We start from the raw sequence: 17,380 nt of genomic DNA, 5'->3' as shown, positions 1-17,380 counted from the left end.
TTTATTCCTTCAGAAACTTGAATTTTTTAAACAACGGGTAACTTTACCTAACCCGCTGTATCTGAGCAAGCGGGGATTCGGGCAATTACGATAAAACTATAAAAAAAAGACCTAAATCGGCCTTTTTTTTCTATAAATAACAAGTCTACTGTAATTATCGTTCTCGACGATAGATAATTCGGTCATTTCCACGGTATCGTCCAAATACAACGGACGTTGTAGGAACACTTGTATCTAATGTACCATCACCGTCCCAATCGAACTGCAACCAAGGCAAGTCGGTACTTAAATCTATGCCAATATTAATCCCGCCTACTAACCCATCACCTGGTGCCGCAAATGACAAAATAACTTCACCCAAATTAGGCGTTACGGAGCTTACGCCCGAATGGCCAACAATATATGTTTTACCAGTCGAATCGTCCAACGTATATTGAGTTGAAGCCGTTTCGACATCAAAGTCATTTAAACCATCGATGGTGACAAACGTCTCTAAAAATATGGTTTCGATATCATCCAGGTTTGTTGTCCACCCTGTACTTTCATCATATTCTTCAACGCTTGCAGTCCAATCTAACACTTCGGTTTCAGGGCCATAATTGTTTTCGGTTTTCACCCTTCCGTAGCGGACTTCGGCGCCTATGATATTAGCCACATCATAATCTTCATACGCAATACCATTTACACTGCCATCGGAGTCATATCCAATACCGTCTGCATCCGTCAAATCACTGGCCAGTAACTCGAGTGCTAAATCAACATCAAACTTGTTTATTGGAGTCGCCGTTTTGTCAAAGCTAAACGAATCATCAAGAGAAAATTCAAAGACACCATCCCAATCTGTTGCGTCAGTTACGGTAATAGCATTTAAGGAACCGCCATCAAATAACCCAGAGGTGCCGTTGTCAGTGTATTTCCTAAGGGTTAAGTCAAACTCGTTTGCTCCTGAAAATTGATTGTAACCGCCGTCGTAATTCAAGACAGTGACATCTTTGTAGCTTCTAGCGACGACTTGATAAGTCGGATTCGTGGCATAACTTAACGTCTCGCCAATATATGAAAATTCGTTTGTACCCGCAGTATGAGTGTCACCAATATCACCAGCTTCGGTTTCTATAATCGAGAAATACGCTGGGGTAAAACGTCCTGCTGATACCGTCGATGCCGCTGATATTTCAGTCCCCAAATAGGTGTCTCGGGCATTTAACGTAAACTCACCAACCTCATCAAAGGAAGCAACATTACTTGAGTAAACACCATTACTGAATGTTGTCGAAATGCCTGTCCAATTATCAGAGTTTCCTGCTGTTGTAGAGACCAAACTGCCATAGAAGAAAGGACTTGGATTGGCGCCAGAAGACACACTTGGTCCTAACATAAGTGGATTAATTTCCAGTGCAGAAGCTTGATAATTAGGTGTAATCGTACCATCAAGGTTCACCGCTTGAATGGCCAAATTAAATGGCCGCCCAGCCATATAAGTACCACCAGCGAGATCAGTTCCACTGCTGTCTTGCATCTTTATCTGTAATTCAGCCGGGCGAATCACAAATGAATCGTTCCCCGTTGCAACACTTCCAGCAACAAGAACACCATTCGGATCGGTAAATGTTAGGTTTAACTGCCCAGCATCCGGATAAGCCAAATAAAATTCGGCGGTCGCATTAGCATTGCTAAAGTTTAATGTACTATTTGACGCCACACCGGCTGTAAGCGGGGTGTAACTGCTGTCGTCAGTGGAGAACCCTAATGCTTGAGTCCCTGTGTTTGGCGAAACATAATTAAATGACACATTTACAGATTGATTGCCGGTATAGGCCGGAACACAAGTTGTCCCTGCGTCATCCGCCTTTATCGCTTGTACGCTTGCCAATGTGCCGCCGTTAGACTGGGCATACGTTATCGAACCCGCTACAAAATCGGGGATAGAAACTAGATACCCGGAGTCAGCAAACACCATATTACAGCTCGCTGTAGAATCACTGGTATTTAAACATTGCATATCATTAGTGGCTGCCGGTGACATTCCACTGAGTGACAAACTTATCGTTCCAGAATTGGTTTGCGTCAAATTGAGTTGCTGCACCCCATTATCAAATGAAAGGCCTGTTGTGCCTTGCGTGCCTGAAGAAATAATATTACCGATAACATCTGTAACGACAAGCTCACTGCAACTTGCGTCTTTACAGGCTTTAACTTTCACCGTATCGGCTAAACACGTTAAACCATTGCCATCGTGTTCAATACGGTAATGGTCAATTACATTGGCTTCACAATCTAGACATTTAACTACAAAATCATCAAAACTCACGCCAACATCGTTGTCGTAAGAAAAGAAACCGACATCGCCTAACACCGGACGTTCGGCTGCGGCAAACAACGTGGAAATGCCATTGACACAAATAGAAATTCCAGCTGCATTTACCGTTACCTTTATATCAATGTCATCAACATCGTAAAAAGAATCTGCCGTCAAAATTGTCGTTACACCATCAACGACTTTGAGCAAATCAAGTGAACGATGAGTACCAGGGAAAGTCGTATCCGTCGCATACCCCTGTGCAAATTTAGTCCATCTGATTAAATAAAAATTATCATGGTCTTCATATCCAAATACTAAGCCCGCGTCGTTATTGGTGGTGCCACTTGAATTTGATGTGAGTGAAGCTTCAACTGTATAGCTATCAATAGAGGTTGGATCAAACCCTTCGTTACTAACATCATGTAAGATCACGCCATATTCGTTGTCGCCGCCAGACGATACCCCACCGGCGATGTTAATTTTTCCGCCGCTAATATTAAATAAAACATCTTGTTCTTCGTTACTTGATGAATAGATAGTTTCACCTGGCCAAAGGTTAACTGCGTTTGCCCCTGATTTATCGAATGTTATCGCCTGCCAATTATCGTTTGTGGTACTAAAGTCATCACTGAAAATCTCAGTATAGCTCGTTGTATCAGGGCAGCTTTGAGGCAAAATTTCGCACTCTTCATTTAAGCTAGCTTCCTCGAAATAATATGGGTCGTAAAACAGATTGTTTACCGTGTCATCGGAATTATCATAGATGTAATTTATATTTTCTGTGCCGGTGATCGCGCCAAATATCGCTGTTCCAGTAATCGCAGCTAATGGGTCTTTTGTATATATCGCCCCCTGGATGACGCTACCCGTTAAATCGAGGTTGTTTAAAGCGACAATAATAAGTGGGTTTGGTGAGTCTAAATTTAATGCACCGCCAGTAATAGTGACATTGTTAGCATAAATTATCACAGGGTCAGTTCCAGCAAAGTCTACTGTTGAACCATTAACTTCGAAATTGTCGTAAACCAAGGTTCCAGTTGGTAAAGAAGTTGTAAGCACAGGTAATTCAACAGAAAAATTATCCGTCGCATTTTCCATATCCTGAGTAATATTAAAATAACTGGTTGAGGATTTATTTACTGGGCTAGGCCACACGTTGTAACACGCATCTACTTTGACTGTTACATCCACTGCAAAAGTATCGATATAAAACTTATCTGTCGGCTCCATAATCGCTTTGGTGCTTATTCTTAGTTCCGTTTTAATTTCTCTATAATCGTTTAAGTCAACGCTATAACTGCCACCTGGAGTTGACGAATTAAATGCTTTAAGTAATGTCCAAATTATTCCATCGGTAGAGACTTCTAAATCAAAGGACTCGCCAGTTTCCACTGTGTCTTCTAGTCGATAGTCAAAACTCAATACTGCCGTTTCAGCATTGGTTAAATCTAATGTACGGGTAATAGACGTATTTGCATTTGATACCAATAACTCAGACCCTATAATCTGAATGTTACCGTCCGTAGCATCATTGTCGTCCCCGGTTTCTTCCCAGTCGGTTGCCCAATTTAATTGCCCGTCATTATTGTTATATGCAGCAGTATTAAAAAGATCCAAATAGGAATGTTCTGGAACAACAGGTGTGCCGGATGCATTTATCGCAAAGTTGTTGATATAAAAATGATCGGTACTTTCCATATTTGACTGGGTATTAATGCGCACTTGAGTGTCTGCAGTTAAATAGTCATCAATATTTATACTAAATGACCCGTCTGCGTCATCATCTGAAAACGATTTTAAAGTTGTCCAAGTACTGCCGTTATGAGAGATATCCAAATCAAATGATTCGCCACCACCCACAGTATCCTCTAAACGAAAATCAAAACTAATGGTTGCTGTTCCATAACTGCTTAAGTCAACAGCACGACGAATACTGTTGCTGTTATTACTCACCAATAGTTGGTTGCCGGTAATTAAAATGTCTCCAAATTCGTCATCCCCATCGTCTCCGCTTTCAATCCAATCACTAGCCCATGGTAGATCGCCGTCATTGTTACCGTAACTTTGGGTATCAAACTTGTCTAAATAAGTCGCTGTAATAGTTTCGTCTACCGTAATCGTAAATGACTTTTTAAATTTTTTGCCTGCTATGTCCTGCGTTTGGACACAAACAACGTAGTCACCTGAAGTTAGATTAGATTGGGTTTCGAGACCATCATTGTCGATTTGGAAATAACTATTACCGCTGCTAGCTGAACAGGAACCGCCATTAGTAGAAGCGCCACTAGAAATAAGAGAATATGTGAATGAATCGTTAGTATCTGCATCTGTTGTCGTCAATAACCCTACGGTCGCACCAACACCAGTATTCCCGACTTCGATTGTCGAGTTATCTAGACTAATATCTGTTGGAGTTTCATTAGTGACTGATATATTCAAAACCTGTTTAAAAGAAGCACCATAAGAGTCCGTTGCTTTGACACAAGCTGCGTACGTTCCCGCGACTGAGTTTTGGGCAAAACGTAATTCGGTGCCATTTATTGAAAACTGGCTATTACCGCTCGCTGTTGCACATGTCCCTGACGTGGTTGACGCAGTGGCATTTACTAAAGCGTACGTTACAGGCGTACCACCATCATTATCTGTGACCGATAAAGTGCCGATTGTTGAATTCACGGCAACGTCGGGTTTTGCGACACTCGAATTGCTAATTGAAATTGCTGTTGGCGGCAAATTAGTAATAGATATGGTTAAATTCTGTTTAAAGGACGCCCCATAGTTGTCTTTGCTTTGAACACAAATTTGATAATTTCCCACAGCTGGATTTGTGGCTAGAATTAAAGCACCGCCACTTATAGTAAATTCACTATTTCCATTTGAAGTACTGCACGAACCTGCAGTAGTCGACTGCGATGTTCCGACTAATGTATAAGTATAAGGTGTAGAATTATCCGGATCGGTAGAATTAAACGTTCCAACAGGGGCGCCACTTACTGCGCCTGACTTAGACACAGTGCTATTATTAATGCTAATCGCCGATGGGGCTTGGTTAGTTGACTGGATAGTAAATTGTTCTTTATAGGTTGCGCCAGAGGTATCAGAGCTTTGAACACAAATATTGTAATTACCAACTGCTAGAGGTGCGGAGCCCACTTGTAAATAAGCCCCTATGAGATTAAAACGACTATTATCTGAACTAGAACTACAACTACCTGCATCGGTTGCAGTACCAGCATCGACAAAACTGTAAACAAACGACGCGATGCTATCAGCGTCTGTACTCGTGAATGATCCAATATTGGCCGATGTTGTCGCATTGCCGACATACACCTGATCATTACTCAGTGTTATGTCCGATGGAGGCTGGTTACCAGCTTCGACGATCAGAACTGCACTCGCAGTTATACTGCCATTTAAGGACCAAAATCCCCAAGAACAGTCACTATATCGATGTGCTGAAACAGTTATGTTATAGGTTCCAGCCGTGGATGGCGCGGTAAAATTAAAGCTACGCGTCGCATTTTGATTACTACCGACGTCAGCAGTATCAACGCAATAAGATGAACCATTAAAGGTGAATATTGACGACTGCCATTGGTTGCCAAACCAGTTGTTATTCGTCGTAACATTAACGTCAACCGTAACCGTATCGCCTGCGGTAACAGTTAATGTCGTCTGCCCATTGAGTTTAACTGAGTTTACGGCGCGACCGGCCATAGCGTCTAACGACACTAAAGATAACATTAAAGCACATACGATTCTGACAAATTTCAACATACTACCTCGCCGTATTAAAACGCTTTAGCTTCAACATCTACGGTTCTGCTGACGCATACTTTATCACTCGACAAACATAGTGCATCGGTACTATTTGGAGAACTATTATTTCCAGACATGCCTGCCTTACAGGCCCCTGTACTAGATACATAATAATAGCTGACGCCGCCGGAAATTTGGGTAGTACAGGTCGAAATCACTGTACATTGACCAAATCCAATCGTCGTTAAATACATTTGCTGACTTGCTACGCAACTTGAAACTGCTCCCGTTGCCGTTGGAAAAATTTGAGCGAGCGCTTTTTCATTTCCAGACTCCGCTGCAAATAGTGCTCTTGTGCCTAAAACCTCGTTATTTACTTGCGCACTGCTTGACGAAATATTGCGGCTCAATGATGCCGCTAAAAGTGACATTACAACGATGATAAACACTGCAATTATCAAAGAACTGCCGAGTTGCTTACCCGCTAAGCCAAACTTTTGGGTAAACATATTAACACTACGATTAGGGTACATTAGGAATATGCACCTCTTGGTTAAAAAACATATTTTCGTTTTGGTTTGCTGCAAATTCTAAGTATAGATTAAAAACAGAGTTTCTATACAAAACTCCTGAACTATAATTAAATGGAGCTTCTCCAGGAAGAGAATTAGTAATGCCCTCTGCCATTAAAACGCCTAACAAACTCACAGTATAATAATCGCGCTGACCAGCACGTATTGTATTAATTTTTAATCGATATAAATTGCTATTGTTTATGCAATAAATAACGGAATGATCCGCAGTATAATAACGTTCAATAGGAGATTTCTGGGCAAACGAGTCACTCTCTGTAAATTCCACTGTGAGCTCAGGCGCTGTCCCTGTCACATTATCTATAACACTATATCGATCTGTATCGCGGTAAAGGTGATTGGCTTTTAATCCATATATATAAAATCGGTCACCGGAGTCATACTCACCATTAAAGCTAATCACGTCAGCTTTAGTACCACTTTGTGGCGCAAATGACGCAGGTGATACCGCATCAAAATCCGTTCGATAGGTACCGGATGCTTTAATAGGTATAAATTCCACACATCGCTTATCTGCCGTAATCCTAATGCTGTTTGGTATTGAATCTCGTATTTCTCTGGTTAAACGTTCTACCACAAACCGAGCCTGACTTAAGGTACTTTGTCGAGTTGTAGAGTCTACGTATACCTGTGTGCCAAACACCAAAAATTTTGCCGTAGCGGTACCGAGAATCCCCAAAATTACAATTACGGCGACGAGTTCGATTAGCGTAAATCCGCTAATATTTTTTTGTTTTGGCGTAACCCACTTAGGCCCAATCATTAATAATTGGCCTTATAAGCAGCATATTGAATTGGACCACCGGAGGGAGGTGTAACTGTGACCACAATTTTTTTTGCTTCACGTGCGGCAAGTCCAATATCAAGTCCCGCATATCGAACTTCAACCAAAACTGTAAATTGCTTATAAACGTCTACTAGCTTTACATTCTTTATATTGGTAATCTCATCACCCGATGCACTAAAGCAATGAAAATCGTCTACATCATCGTAGGATAATCGGCTACTCTCTTCAGTCCACACATTGGCTAACGAGCAATCGGGTAAATCTGAGATACAAGCCGTGCCGCCTGCTTCGTCACACCTTGGATCGTTTCCAGAAAGCGGTGAGTTTTCATCAAACCGTCGGGCCAAAATTTCATTAACAAAAGATTGTGCAAGTTCTGCAGAGCGTACTTGAAACCATGGGTCTGTGCTTTTTTTTGCCTGTGGGAATAACGCGGATGTCAAAAAAACTAAGGCATAAGCGAGTAGTACTATGCCTATAATTAGCTCGATAAGTGTAAAGCCTTTAGCCGAGTTCAGCTTGGAACTTACCATCGAGTCAGCTAATCTGAGTTTACGGGCAAACACGTATATATCCTTCCGATTCAATACAAACAGCATCGGCCCCAAAATTAATGCGGCAACCTCCTGGCGCACAACTCCCCGTATTAACGCTAGGCACTCCCATTGAATTAAAATCTAACGACGAAATACTGTCGCCCCCCGCATTGAGAGCCGTGTAACTTTCAAGCCCACTAACGAGATTAAAGTCGTCAATAGCACCAGAACTTGAAGCTAAGCCAGTATCACATTCACCACCAATTTGTTGTGCCGCCAAACCTAACTCGGTCGCCAAAAATAGTACGCGGTGGCAAGTCGGATAATTTGATTGGGTATTTTGCATTGCTCGTTGTTGAACATTGCGCAGCAAACCAATGGTTTCATCGCGCTGAGCCGTTTGTTCATAACCCGATATGGAGGTAAGACGCGGTATCACAGATACCGCGAGTATTGCTAAGACAACAATGACAATCACGAGTTCAACGAGAGTAAAACCTCTTTGTGTTGTCATGTTTTTCTACTTACTGGTTTTAACGCTTTAGTCAATTGATAGACAATTAACAGTCCGTATCAACTACTGTGATAGCAGGTACGCTTGTTGCTGTTTCTGTCATTACATACTGAACGTAGCACCCAAGGTCCGTATTAGTAGTGATCAACGTATCTTCGCCTGTTGCAAGGCCGTCATACTGACCAACTGGGTAAATACGCAACGTTGTATTGGTGGCTGCTGCTGATGTAACGCCAACTTCCCAATCGGTACTGGCTAAATCAAGCATAGCTTTAATTGTCGCTGCGTCCGCTTGTGGATAACCAAAATCAACGGTAATAGCAGTATTACTCGTTAATGTTTGGTCTTTTGCAATCGCTTCGCCAGCTACAAGTGCTTTAGAATACACTATATTTACTGCACCTTTTAATGATCCCGCCATTCCTTGTAATGTCGATTTACGCGCATCACCTTGAATGTCTAAAAATTTAGGCGAAGCTGTAACCGCTAAAATACCTAAAATCACAATGACTATGATTAACTCAATTAACGTAAAACCAGCTTGGTTTGCTTTATTTTTCATCTTTAATTCCTAACCTTTTATTGCCTAATTTTCAAAAATACTAATTTGACCAGCGTCTGCGTCATAATAAAAACCCTGAACACCAGTTGCTGTAAAATGACTTGCTGCAACAGTGTCACCAGACTCGATACTTGTGCCATTTGCTAATGCAAAAATACAATCTTGAGTAGTTGCACTCCCCGCGTTAACAAGATAACGCTCACTTGAATAGCTACTACCCAAAGCAATGTGTGTAGGCGGCTGTTGTAAAATTGCATTAAAAACTTGAATGCAATTCGCGACCGTTAAATCATCACCCTGTGTAGTAACATTAGCAGTTGCTACCGGATAACCCAAATCATTAACATCAATTGATACGGTGTCATATACAACATTCGTATCGCCGCTTGGACGACCAGCTAGCTCCCATTCGGCACGAACAAGTCCAACGGCACTTGCAAATCCACCTGCAACCCCCTCTACAGATGCATCTTTTGCGTCATCTGTCGCCCCTAAGAAACGAGGCAGTGCATTTGCGCCTAGTAAACCAATGATTACTATTACAATAATCAATTCAATTATGGTAAAGCCTTGTTGTTTTTTCATTTTTAATTAACCTCTAATCACGATAATTTTAGTCTATATAAAAAAAGACGTGTTTGAAAACTATAAAACTGCGAATTTTACGTTTATTTTTCAAATAATAATCAATTATTGAGCAAACGTCCGTTTTCAGTGTTGTATTCGACTTTCCATAATCGTTGTTTGCTTAATTTCTTTTCAAATTGGCATTTATTTCGAGATTGCAAAACTTGCACTCCGTCTAAATCTACCGGTTCATTTGTTTGTTCCAACACTAAAAATCGCCAAATGTTGTCACAATCTAAATTTTTTACTACATCACCTTTAGAGTCGCCAATAACCACAGGCCACCCAAATTTATTCACATTCACCACCCAGTTATAGAGTTCTCCAGTGCTAAATTGAAACTTGAGCGTTAGCTGCCGCGGTTGTCCACGTTGGTTCCACTGTTGATGGATATAAGCTAAGGCTCTTTCCAGCCGCTCTTGTTTTAACTCTAACGTTAACAATTCAGTATCACTGATGATTAAATTAAATGCCTTTAGTCCGCCAAAAACTAAACCTGACACCAATACCGCCGAAACAACAAACTTGGTGAGCGTATGCCCATTAATTGCATCGTTGTCCGTGTATTGTTGTCGAAACATTAACTATCCTTTAAACGCACCCATCATATCCCACATTGGGGTAAATATACCAAGCGCTAATACACCGACCATTACCGCTACAAATGAGATTAATACGGGTTCTATTTTGGCGGTTAAACTCTTTAAATCGAAATCGACTTCGCGTTCATAATAATCAGCTGCTTCTTTAAGCAACTCGTCCACTCGGCCGGTTTCTTCACCAACTGCAACCATTTGCAACACAAGCGGTGAAAACAACTCGCTCGCTACAGAAGACCTTAACAATGAATCACCACGTTCAATATTTTTTCTCATTTCGATAATTCGTTTTTCCATATACTTATTATCAACAGCCTCGGCGACTAAAGTTAACCCCGTAGTCATAGGCACACCTGAGTTTAAAATCATTGAAAAGCTACGGGCATAACGACCTAGTAAACTCCTTTCAATAATTGAGCCAACAAATGGGATTTTTAATTTAATTCTATCCCAATTTAATTTACCTTTTTCTGTGTCTTTGTAAGCTCTAAAGCCCAATATCGCTGACACAACAGCCACTAACAACAATTGCCAATAATTTACAAAAAAGCTGGACGAGCTCATCAATAACTTGGTGGTAAACGGTAGATCTGATCCCAGTTTTAAAAACATCTCTGCGAACTGCGGTATAACCAACATATTTAGAACAACCATGGCAATACAGATAACAATCAGAACGGTTGTCGGATAATTCATCGCCGATTTAATGCGTTTTCGAGTTTCTTCATCTCGTTCAAAATATTCAGCTAACTGTAAAAATGCCTCTTCCAAACGACCCGTATTTTCCCCCACATGAACAATACTGACAGCTAACCTAGGGAATACTTTGTGATGACTTGAAAATGCTGCGGATAATGATCTTCCGCGTTCAAGTTGCTGTGCGATATCTCGTAATGTCTTTTTCAATACAGGGTTTTGCGAACTATCAGCTAAACCAACAATCGCTCTGATCATTGGAATACCAGCTTTAGTCAACGAATACATTTGCCGAGAAAACACCACCAGATGCTGAGTATTAATCCGGTTTAAAATTCCCTCAAGAAAATCTACTTGTGAACCCGCTTCATCTGTTAACGTAATTTTTAGTGGGATCTCCTGCCGTGCTACCAAGACTTCAGCCGCAGCACTTTCATTAGGGGCTTCGACCTGACCTTTGGTCAGTTTACCCTTTGCATCCCGAGCTTGATAAAGAAAAAACGGCATCTACTTCAGCACCCTTTAGTTATACGTCACAGTATCGGAAACAACATCAGAAATCCGAAGGACTTCTTTTATCGTTGTGATACCTTGTTCAGCATATTCTAATGTCGCTTGCCCAAGTGTTTGATAACCTGGCATTGACTTCGCTATTGACGAAAATAATTCCGTATCGCCATTTCTTAACGCGCCAATCAAATCTTCATTAGTCATTTCCAGCAACTCATATACACCGATACGCCCTTTGTAGCCTGTACCATTACACGTTTGACAGCCTTTACCATGATGAAAAACAACATTGTTTTTATCTTGTTTAGCAATATTGGATACCCAAATAATTTCCTGTGGCTCTGGTTTATATTCCACTTTACAGGCGTTGCATATTCTTCTAATTAATCGTTGAGCCAATACCGCACGCAGCGAACTTGCCACCAAATAAGGAGCCGCTCCCATATCAATCAATCGCAGCGCGGTTGATATCGCATCATTAGTATGGAGCGTAGATAAAACCATGTGACCGGTTAATGCAGCCCGCAAGCCAATTTCAGCGGTTTCTTGGTCTCGTATTTCACCAACCATTATGACATCTGGATCTTGACGTAACGCGGTTCTTAGCACTCGAGAAAATGACAGGTCAATTTTAGTATTAATTTGTACTTGGTTAATCCGAGGTAACTGATATTCCACCGGATCTTCAACCGTAATAATCTTACTAGACGAGGTATTTAATTCACTTAAGCAACCATATAACGTTGTTGTTTTACCAGAACCCGTTGGTCCCGTGACTAAAAACATACCGTTGGGACTTTTTACTAGCTTTCGCACTTTTGCCAAAATTTTCGCTGGCATACCTGTTGTTTCTAACGTCAACAAACCCGCACTTTGATCCAATAAACGCATTACAACCGATTCACCGTGTTGGATAGGCATCGTTGAAATACGAACGTCGATCTCGTGGCCTTTTACTTTGATATGAAAACGACCATCCTGCGGTATACGTTTTTCTGAAATATCCAAGCCAGCCACCAACTTCAAACGAAGTACCAGTGCCGGCGCAATATTAACTTCACCGAGTATGCTTTCTTGTAAAATACCATCAACACGAGTTCTAATTCGAAGGCAATTTTTATCAGGTTCGATATGTATATCCGACGCTCTAACTTGAACAGCATCCTCAAACAGAGACCGTAAAAGTTTCGCAACTACAGTATCGCCTTCGCCATCACCATCGATTGTGGCGAAGTCAAAATCAGCACTTTCCTCGTATTCTGCCTGAAGCTGATGCGCAAATTGTTCAATTTCTTTTGTTCGGCGATATAGGCCGTCAAATGCCGCTAAAATTTGGCTTTCTCTTACCACGACTATTTCTAATCGTTTTTCACCAATCAAACTATCTAGTTGCTCGATTGCCGCTAAATCCGCTGGGTCAGACATACCTACAGTGATATGTTGGTCCGAACTTTCTAAAATAATTGCGCGTAGTCGTCTAGCATGAACTTCGGATAATTCACTAGCGAGTTTCTCATCAATTTGAACATCAGATATATTTAGGAAAGGCAGGTTTAGCTGTTGCGCCAAAAAGCGTAGCAACTGCTCTTCACTGATAATCCCCGACTCAATTAATACGGTACCTAACTTACGGCCAGTCTCTTTTTGCGCCGATAAGGCCGACATCAATTGCGCTTCGGTGATTATGTCTTCATCGACAAGTAAATCACCTAGTCGTTTTTTGAGTTTTGGAGCTGCCATGATTTAACCCTTCAATTCCGTGCTGCGTTGTTTGGCGAAGGTCATCGAATCTTTTGATACGCCGCCTAACTGCAATAATGTTGTATAACTTTCTAACGCTTGTTCAAACTTACCTTGACTGTCTTGCGCTATGGCTAGCCCTAACCACCAGTTGCCTTTTTTAGGCTGTAATTCGATAAGTTGTAAATACGCCTGCTCGGCTTTATCAAACTGCTGTAGTTGACGCCCGAGACTGCCTTTCATCGTTAAAAACTCAATAGACGCATCGTTTATTTGTACATCAAGATACGACAAAGCTCCCGCAGCGTTATTTTCTTTAAAGAAGATCTTCGCTGCCGTTAAGCGCCACAATTCGATATTGGGGTAGCGTTGTAAGCCATTGTTAAGAATAGAAATAGCACGGTTAGATTCACCTCGACCATACCAAGCACCAGCTAACAAACTACGAGCTTCTATGTGTCCGTCAGACATCTTCAATAGCTGTTCAAGCTGTGTAATACCTTCGCTGATATAACCTTTATCAAATGACTTTTTAGCCGAAACAAGTAGCTTCTCGACACGCTGTTCAGGTGTTAACGACACATTTGTACGCTCTATGACAAAGCTAGATTCGTTTATGTTTGAAGGTTCGTCTACTGCGTTTGACTGTTCACTCGCTTGCGCACTATCCTGACGAATTGAAGCCACGGAGGTTGTCTCAGGTAGTTGTTCTTTTCGGTTATTCTCAACAACTTTAGCCTCGGCTGACGCAAGCTTTTTAACCGGTGCAGGTTCTTGTTCAGTTGCCGTTTGACTTGATGTTATAGGGTTGGAAACTTTGGTTTCCATAAGTTCTTGCTCTTGCACAATATTCGACAATTGATTGCTAAGTTCAGCCTCAGCTTTACTTCTTTGTTCTGAATCTAATGCAGGGCTACTTTGTACGCGGTTAATTTCGCTTTGAGCGGTCAATTGTTCGTTTTTAACTGGGGCTTTGAGCGCAGTTATTTTAAGACTAGATTGCTCGTTTTGAGACACTCCAGTCGCAGGATAGTTATTTGATGCTGGTTGGCTTTCATTATTTGAAAAACTTAACTTCCAACCGATGACCACTAAAGCAACCAAAATTAAGCACATGACCACTAGCAACCAATTCGTTTTTGATTTTACAACTGGCACATAGTTTCGGTTTATATTGGATTGATTTTCATCAGGAGCCTCGGATTGGCGCTGATCTAAATCTTTTAACATCTTATTAATTACACTCATCAATTTGCTCCTTGCAAATATGGCGCTTGCCAAATCGCAACTGCTGCAATGCATGACAGTAAAACGCTAAATACCAACAACCAGACATTTCGTCTCGACGATTTAATAACGCCGTCAGTATCATTTGCGGCGGCAACAATATGCTTTTTGTCGACGCTATGATCCCCTTCACCATAAGTTAACATTAGTGCCTTATGACAAATAATATTGGCCAATCTTGGTACACCTGTACTGTATTTGAATACGGCTTTCAGGGCATTCGGTGTGAAAACATTCGCCCCTTGATAACCAGCCATAACCATCCGATGCTTTACATAAGCGTTCATTTCATCGATATTTAAACTGCGTAATTTATATGAAAAAGTAATTCTCTGACGAAGTTGTCTTAAACGTTCAGACGCCAACATCTCATCAAGTTCCGGTTGGCCAAACAAAACGACCTGCACTAGTTTTCTTGACTCAGTTTCCAGATTGGTAAACAATCTCAAAGCTTCAAAACTTTCCCACGGGATGGTTTGTGCCTCATCAATAACAAGCACAACTCCCTTCCCTTGCTGATTTAACTCAACCAGTTTCAATTGAATCTTCTGACTTAATTGTTGTTGGTTAATTCGGGTTAGCCCTTTAATCCCCAACTCGCTTGCAAATGCATAACGGATTTCTTCAGGTGAGAGACATGGGTTTGGTAGGTAGGCAACTTCAAATGCATCTGGCATTTCATTAAGAAGTTTTCTACAAAGCAACGTTTTACCCGTCCCTACTTCGCCCGTCACTTTGATAAAGCCTTCGCCAGTCTTTAATGCGGTCATCAAAACTTGCATTGCTTCATTATGGCTCGGGAGGCCAAAATAAAAATTTGTATTAGGGGTAAGCGAAAACGGCAGTTCTCGCATCCCAAAGTGGTACAAATACATGTTTATTTGTCACCATACCAACGATTCAGCACATCCGCACTGCGTTGCATTTGTTCCTTCCATGTACCGGTTCCAACAACCGTTGGTCTGATTAAAATGACCAACTCTTTCTTACGTTCTGAATCTTGTTTCGATTTAAACAAATTACCTAAAAATGGTATGGCACCTAAAAATGGTACTCGAGACTCTTCATCTGTTTTAGCCGATTGCATCAGGCCACCGATAACAACAATTTCACCGCTTTTGGCCCGAATTACCGTATCTGATTCACGAATGTTACTTTTCGCTAATGGCAACACATATTGCTCTTCATTAAGCGTGACGACCTTTTGCTGTTCAGCAATTTCTGTTACTGACGGATGCACATGCAATATCACGTCACCCTGTTCACTAATTTGTGGCGTTACATCCAGCGCAATTCCCGAGAAGAATGGTTCTAAGTTAATTTCTGGTGTACTTGACGTCGCAGTACCAGTAACGGTTGTATTTGAAACGTCTGTTACGAAATACTCGTCCTCACCCACTTTAATAACCGCTTTTTGATTATTTGTCGCTGTAACACGCGGTGACGATAGAACTTGCACATTACCTTGAGTTTTAAGCAAACTCACAACACCGCCAAAGTCGACATTATTAATGGTTAAGCTTGTAACTCCGCCTAATGCCGCAGAGATTTCATCACCAAATGAACCACTTGAAGACGTATTAAACGCAAAATCAGTCCCATTTTTATCCGCTAAAACATTTTGCCAGTTAATACCTTGCTTATAGTTATCATCTAATGCGACTTCAACTATTTTGGCTTCTAGCACAACCTGCCGAGTTAAACTTTCTTCGGAAAGCTTCACAAAGTTTTTCACTGCCATGATTTCAGATGGAAAACCACGGACGGTAATCAAACCCGATTGAGGACTAATAACAACGGCGTTGTCGTCATCGCTACTTGCACTCATAATCATTTTCAAAGTGTCTTCAAGCTCTTGCCAAAAATCGCTCTCTGACGTAGTTTGAATGTTCGAGCCCGCACTTTGTCCCATGTTATTCATGCTACTCGAGCCAGATTGTGTGCTTCCTTGATTACTATTGCTATTGCTACTACCAAAATTTTGGCCGCTCTGACTGCTTTGGCCGCTTTGACCGTTTTGGCCATTTTGGCCATTTTGTTGAACAATGCCGCCGGAATTAATACTTGTAGAGGTCATGCCAAAACGTTTAAGCATTAGGTAATTTATTGCTAATGTTTCTGTTTTAATTTTGGCTGGAAAAATTTGGATTACTTTGCCGTGATATTGAACGTCAAGTGGATAAAGACTTGTTAATACGTTCATTACTTCATTTATTGTGACGTCTTTTAAATCAAGACTCACATTTGCTTCAACCCCTGAATGAAAAGCCACACTGTAAGGTGAGTCTTCGACTAAACCTTGCAAAAATGGTTTAACGGGGACGTTGTTTGCTGAAACGTTAAAACGCTCTTCTATGACAGCCATTTCAACCGAATTTGAGTTTGATGCCATAAGATCAGCATTAACCGAGTCTGGGATCACTAAAGGCGCATTTTTAGTTTCGTCAAAAACTTCATGAACTTCTTCTGATCTTTCAGGTGTAGGCGTTAAACTACAACTAGCTAACAAACTAGTCGCTATCGCCACTGATAAAATTACATTAAATTTCGGCATAATATTATTCATAAACATATAGTCTTTTTTGTGACCCTGATTTTGTCAAAACCACGTTATTGTTATTAACTTGGCTGATTTTATACCCATTAACCATTTCACCGACGCGGTGCAATTGGCCACTAATAATAGCCATACGGGTGTCTTTTTTATTTACAATTCCCTGCAAGGTCAACTCTTCTTCAACTGCTGCGGTCGCGCGATTAAATGTACCTGCAGAATCCACGTTACCAAATATCTTTGGTGCAGTGGGATCATGCACTGTGTCAGAAAACACAGTGTTTGGAAAAATACTGATAATTATGATGACCAAA

14 protein-coding genes are annotated in these 17,380 nt (G+C 41.2%); all 14 read right to left on the bottom strand.

Features of this window, described 5'->3' with window-relative positions:
- Positions 1 to 154: 154 nt before the first annotated feature.
- The 14 genes from Q4575_RS01845 to Q4575_RS01780 all read right to left on the bottom strand — a co-directional run bounded on the left by Q4575_RS01845 (position 155) and on the right by Q4575_RS01780 (position 17,379).
- Positions 155 to 6,079, bottom strand: a complete 5,925-nt coding sequence (locus tag Q4575_RS01845) for a DUF6701 domain-containing protein (protein ID WP_303521156.1) — start codon at positions 6,077 to 6,079, stop codon at positions 155 to 157.
- Positions 6,080 to 6,093: 14 nt separating this feature from the next.
- On the bottom strand, positions 6,094 to 6,594 hold the full coding sequence (locus Q4575_RS01840) for an MSHA biogenesis protein MshP (protein WP_303521155.1): 501 nt from the start codon (positions 6,592 to 6,594) through the stop codon (positions 6,094 to 6,096).
- On the bottom strand, positions 6,584 to 7,417 hold the full coding sequence (locus Q4575_RS01835) for a type II secretion system protein (RefSeq protein WP_303521154.1): 834 nt from the start codon (positions 7,415 to 7,417) through the stop codon (positions 6,584 to 6,586). Before Q4575_RS01835 ends, Q4575_RS01840 begins: the two co-directional genes overlap by 11 nt.
- Positions 7,417 to 8,007, bottom strand: coding sequence for a prepilin-type N-terminal cleavage/methylation domain-containing protein (locus Q4575_RS01830; RefSeq protein ID WP_303521153.1), 591 nt, complete (start codon positions 8,005 to 8,007; stop codon positions 7,417 to 7,419). The genes Q4575_RS01835 and Q4575_RS01830 overlap by 1 nt, the downstream gene beginning before the upstream one ends.
- The gene (locus Q4575_RS01825) at positions 7,994 to 8,491 is read right to left on the bottom strand and encodes a prepilin-type N-terminal cleavage/methylation domain-containing protein (protein ID WP_215963241.1); all 498 of its coding nucleotides are present in this window, start codon (positions 8,489 to 8,491) and stop codon (positions 7,994 to 7,996) included. Before Q4575_RS01825 ends, Q4575_RS01830 begins: the two co-directional genes overlap by 14 nt.
- A gap of 46 nt (positions 8,492 to 8,537) precedes the next feature.
- Positions 8,538 to 9,053: a prepilin-type N-terminal cleavage/methylation domain-containing protein gene (locus Q4575_RS01820; RefSeq protein ID WP_215963240.1), complete on the bottom strand. Its 516-nt coding sequence runs from the start codon at positions 9,051 to 9,053 to the stop codon at positions 8,538 to 8,540.
- 24 nt (positions 9,054 to 9,077) lie between these two features.
- Positions 9,078 to 9,638 (bottom strand): prepilin-type N-terminal cleavage/methylation domain-containing protein, encoded by a 561-nt coding sequence (locus Q4575_RS01815; RefSeq protein WP_272180987.1) that lies wholly within the window; start codon positions 9,636 to 9,638, stop codon positions 9,078 to 9,080.
- Between the two features lie 101 nt (positions 9,639 to 9,739).
- Positions 9,740 to 10,261, bottom strand: coding sequence for a hypothetical protein (locus Q4575_RS01810; protein ID WP_303521152.1), 522 nt, complete (start codon positions 10,259 to 10,261; stop codon positions 9,740 to 9,742).
- A 3-nt stretch (positions 10,262 to 10,264) separates the two neighbouring features.
- The gene (locus Q4575_RS01805) at positions 10,265 to 11,482 is read right to left on the bottom strand and encodes a type II secretion system F family protein (RefSeq protein ID WP_215963237.1); all 1,218 of its coding nucleotides are present in this window, start codon (positions 11,480 to 11,482) and stop codon (positions 10,265 to 10,267) included.
- 15 nt (positions 11,483 to 11,497) lie between these two features.
- Positions 11,498 to 13,225 carry a GspE/PulE family protein gene (locus tag Q4575_RS01800; protein ID WP_303521150.1) on the bottom strand — a complete coding sequence of 576 codons (1,728 nt, stop codon included), beginning with the start codon at positions 13,223 to 13,225 and terminating at the stop codon, positions 11,498 to 11,500.
- A gap of 3 nt (positions 13,226 to 13,228) precedes the next feature.
- Positions 13,229 to 14,473 carry a lipopolysaccharide assembly protein LapB gene (locus Q4575_RS01795; protein WP_303521149.1) on the bottom strand — a complete coding sequence of 415 codons (1,245 nt, stop codon included), beginning with the start codon at positions 14,471 to 14,473 and terminating at the stop codon, positions 13,229 to 13,231.
- Positions 14,473 to 15,387 carry an ExeA family protein gene (locus Q4575_RS01790; RefSeq protein WP_215963234.1) on the bottom strand — a complete coding sequence of 305 codons (915 nt, stop codon included), beginning with the start codon at positions 15,385 to 15,387 and terminating at the stop codon, positions 14,473 to 14,475. Before Q4575_RS01790 ends, Q4575_RS01795 begins: the two co-directional genes overlap by 1 nt.
- A gap of 2 nt (positions 15,388 to 15,389) precedes the next feature.
- Complete coding sequence (gene mshL, locus Q4575_RS01785; RefSeq protein ID WP_303521148.1) at positions 15,390 to 17,078, bottom strand: pilus (MSHA type) biogenesis protein MshL; 1,689 nt, start codon at positions 17,076 to 17,078, stop codon at positions 15,390 to 15,392.
- Positions 17,071 to 17,379, bottom strand: a complete 309-nt coding sequence (locus Q4575_RS01780) for a hypothetical protein (protein ID WP_303521147.1) — start codon at positions 17,377 to 17,379, stop codon at positions 17,071 to 17,073. Before Q4575_RS01780 ends, mshL begins: the two co-directional genes overlap by 8 nt.
- Position 17,380: the final 1 nt, after the last annotated feature.

The organism is Psychrosphaera sp. 1_MG-2023 (assembly GCF_030548245.1).
GTDB lineage: Bacteria > Pseudomonadota > Gammaproteobacteria > Enterobacterales > Alteromonadaceae > Psychrosphaera > Psychrosphaera algicola.
This window is presented reverse-complemented; position numbering and strand designations above follow the sequence as displayed.

Coding starts and splice junctions, on each gene's coding strand:
- Q4575_RS01815 (WP_272180987.1), bottom strand. CDS start 9,638: ATGAAAAAACAACAAGGCTTTACCATAATTGAATTGATTATTGTAATA.
- Q4575_RS01835 (WP_303521154.1), bottom strand. CDS start 7,417: ATGATTGGGCCTAAGTGGGTTACGCCAAAACAAAAAAATATTAGCGGA.
- Q4575_RS01790 (WP_215963234.1), bottom strand. CDS start 15,387: ATGTATTTGTACCACTTTGGGATGCGAGAACTGCCGTTTTCGCTTACC.
- Q4575_RS01795 (WP_303521149.1), bottom strand. CDS start 14,473: ATGAGTGTAATTAATAAGATGTTAAAAGATTTAGATCAGCGCCAATCC.
- Q4575_RS01805 (WP_215963237.1), bottom strand. CDS start 11,482: ATGCCGTTTTTTCTTTATCAAGCTCGGGATGCAAAGGGTAAACTGACC.
- Q4575_RS01840 (WP_303521155.1), bottom strand. CDS start 6,594: ATGTACCCTAATCGTAGTGTTAATATGTTTACCCAAAAGTTTGGCTTA.
- Q4575_RS01845 (WP_303521156.1), bottom strand. CDS start 6,079: ATGTTGAAATTTGTCAGAATCGTATGTGCTTTAATGTTATCTTTAGTG.
- Q4575_RS01800 (WP_303521150.1), bottom strand. CDS start 13,225: ATGGCAGCTCCAAAACTCAAAAAACGACTAGGTGATTTACTTGTCGAT.
- Q4575_RS01820 (WP_215963240.1), bottom strand. CDS start 9,053: ATGAAAAATAAAGCAAACCAAGCTGGTTTTACGTTAATTGAGTTAATC.
- Q4575_RS01810 (WP_303521152.1), bottom strand. CDS start 10,261: ATGTTTCGACAACAATACACGGACAACGATGCAATTAATGGGCATACG.
- Q4575_RS01825 (WP_215963241.1), bottom strand. CDS start 8,491: ATGACAACACAAAGAGGTTTTACTCTCGTTGAACTCGTGATTGTCATT.
- mshL (WP_303521148.1), bottom strand. CDS start 17,078: ATGAATAATATTATGCCGAAATTTAATGTAATTTTATCAGTGGCGATA.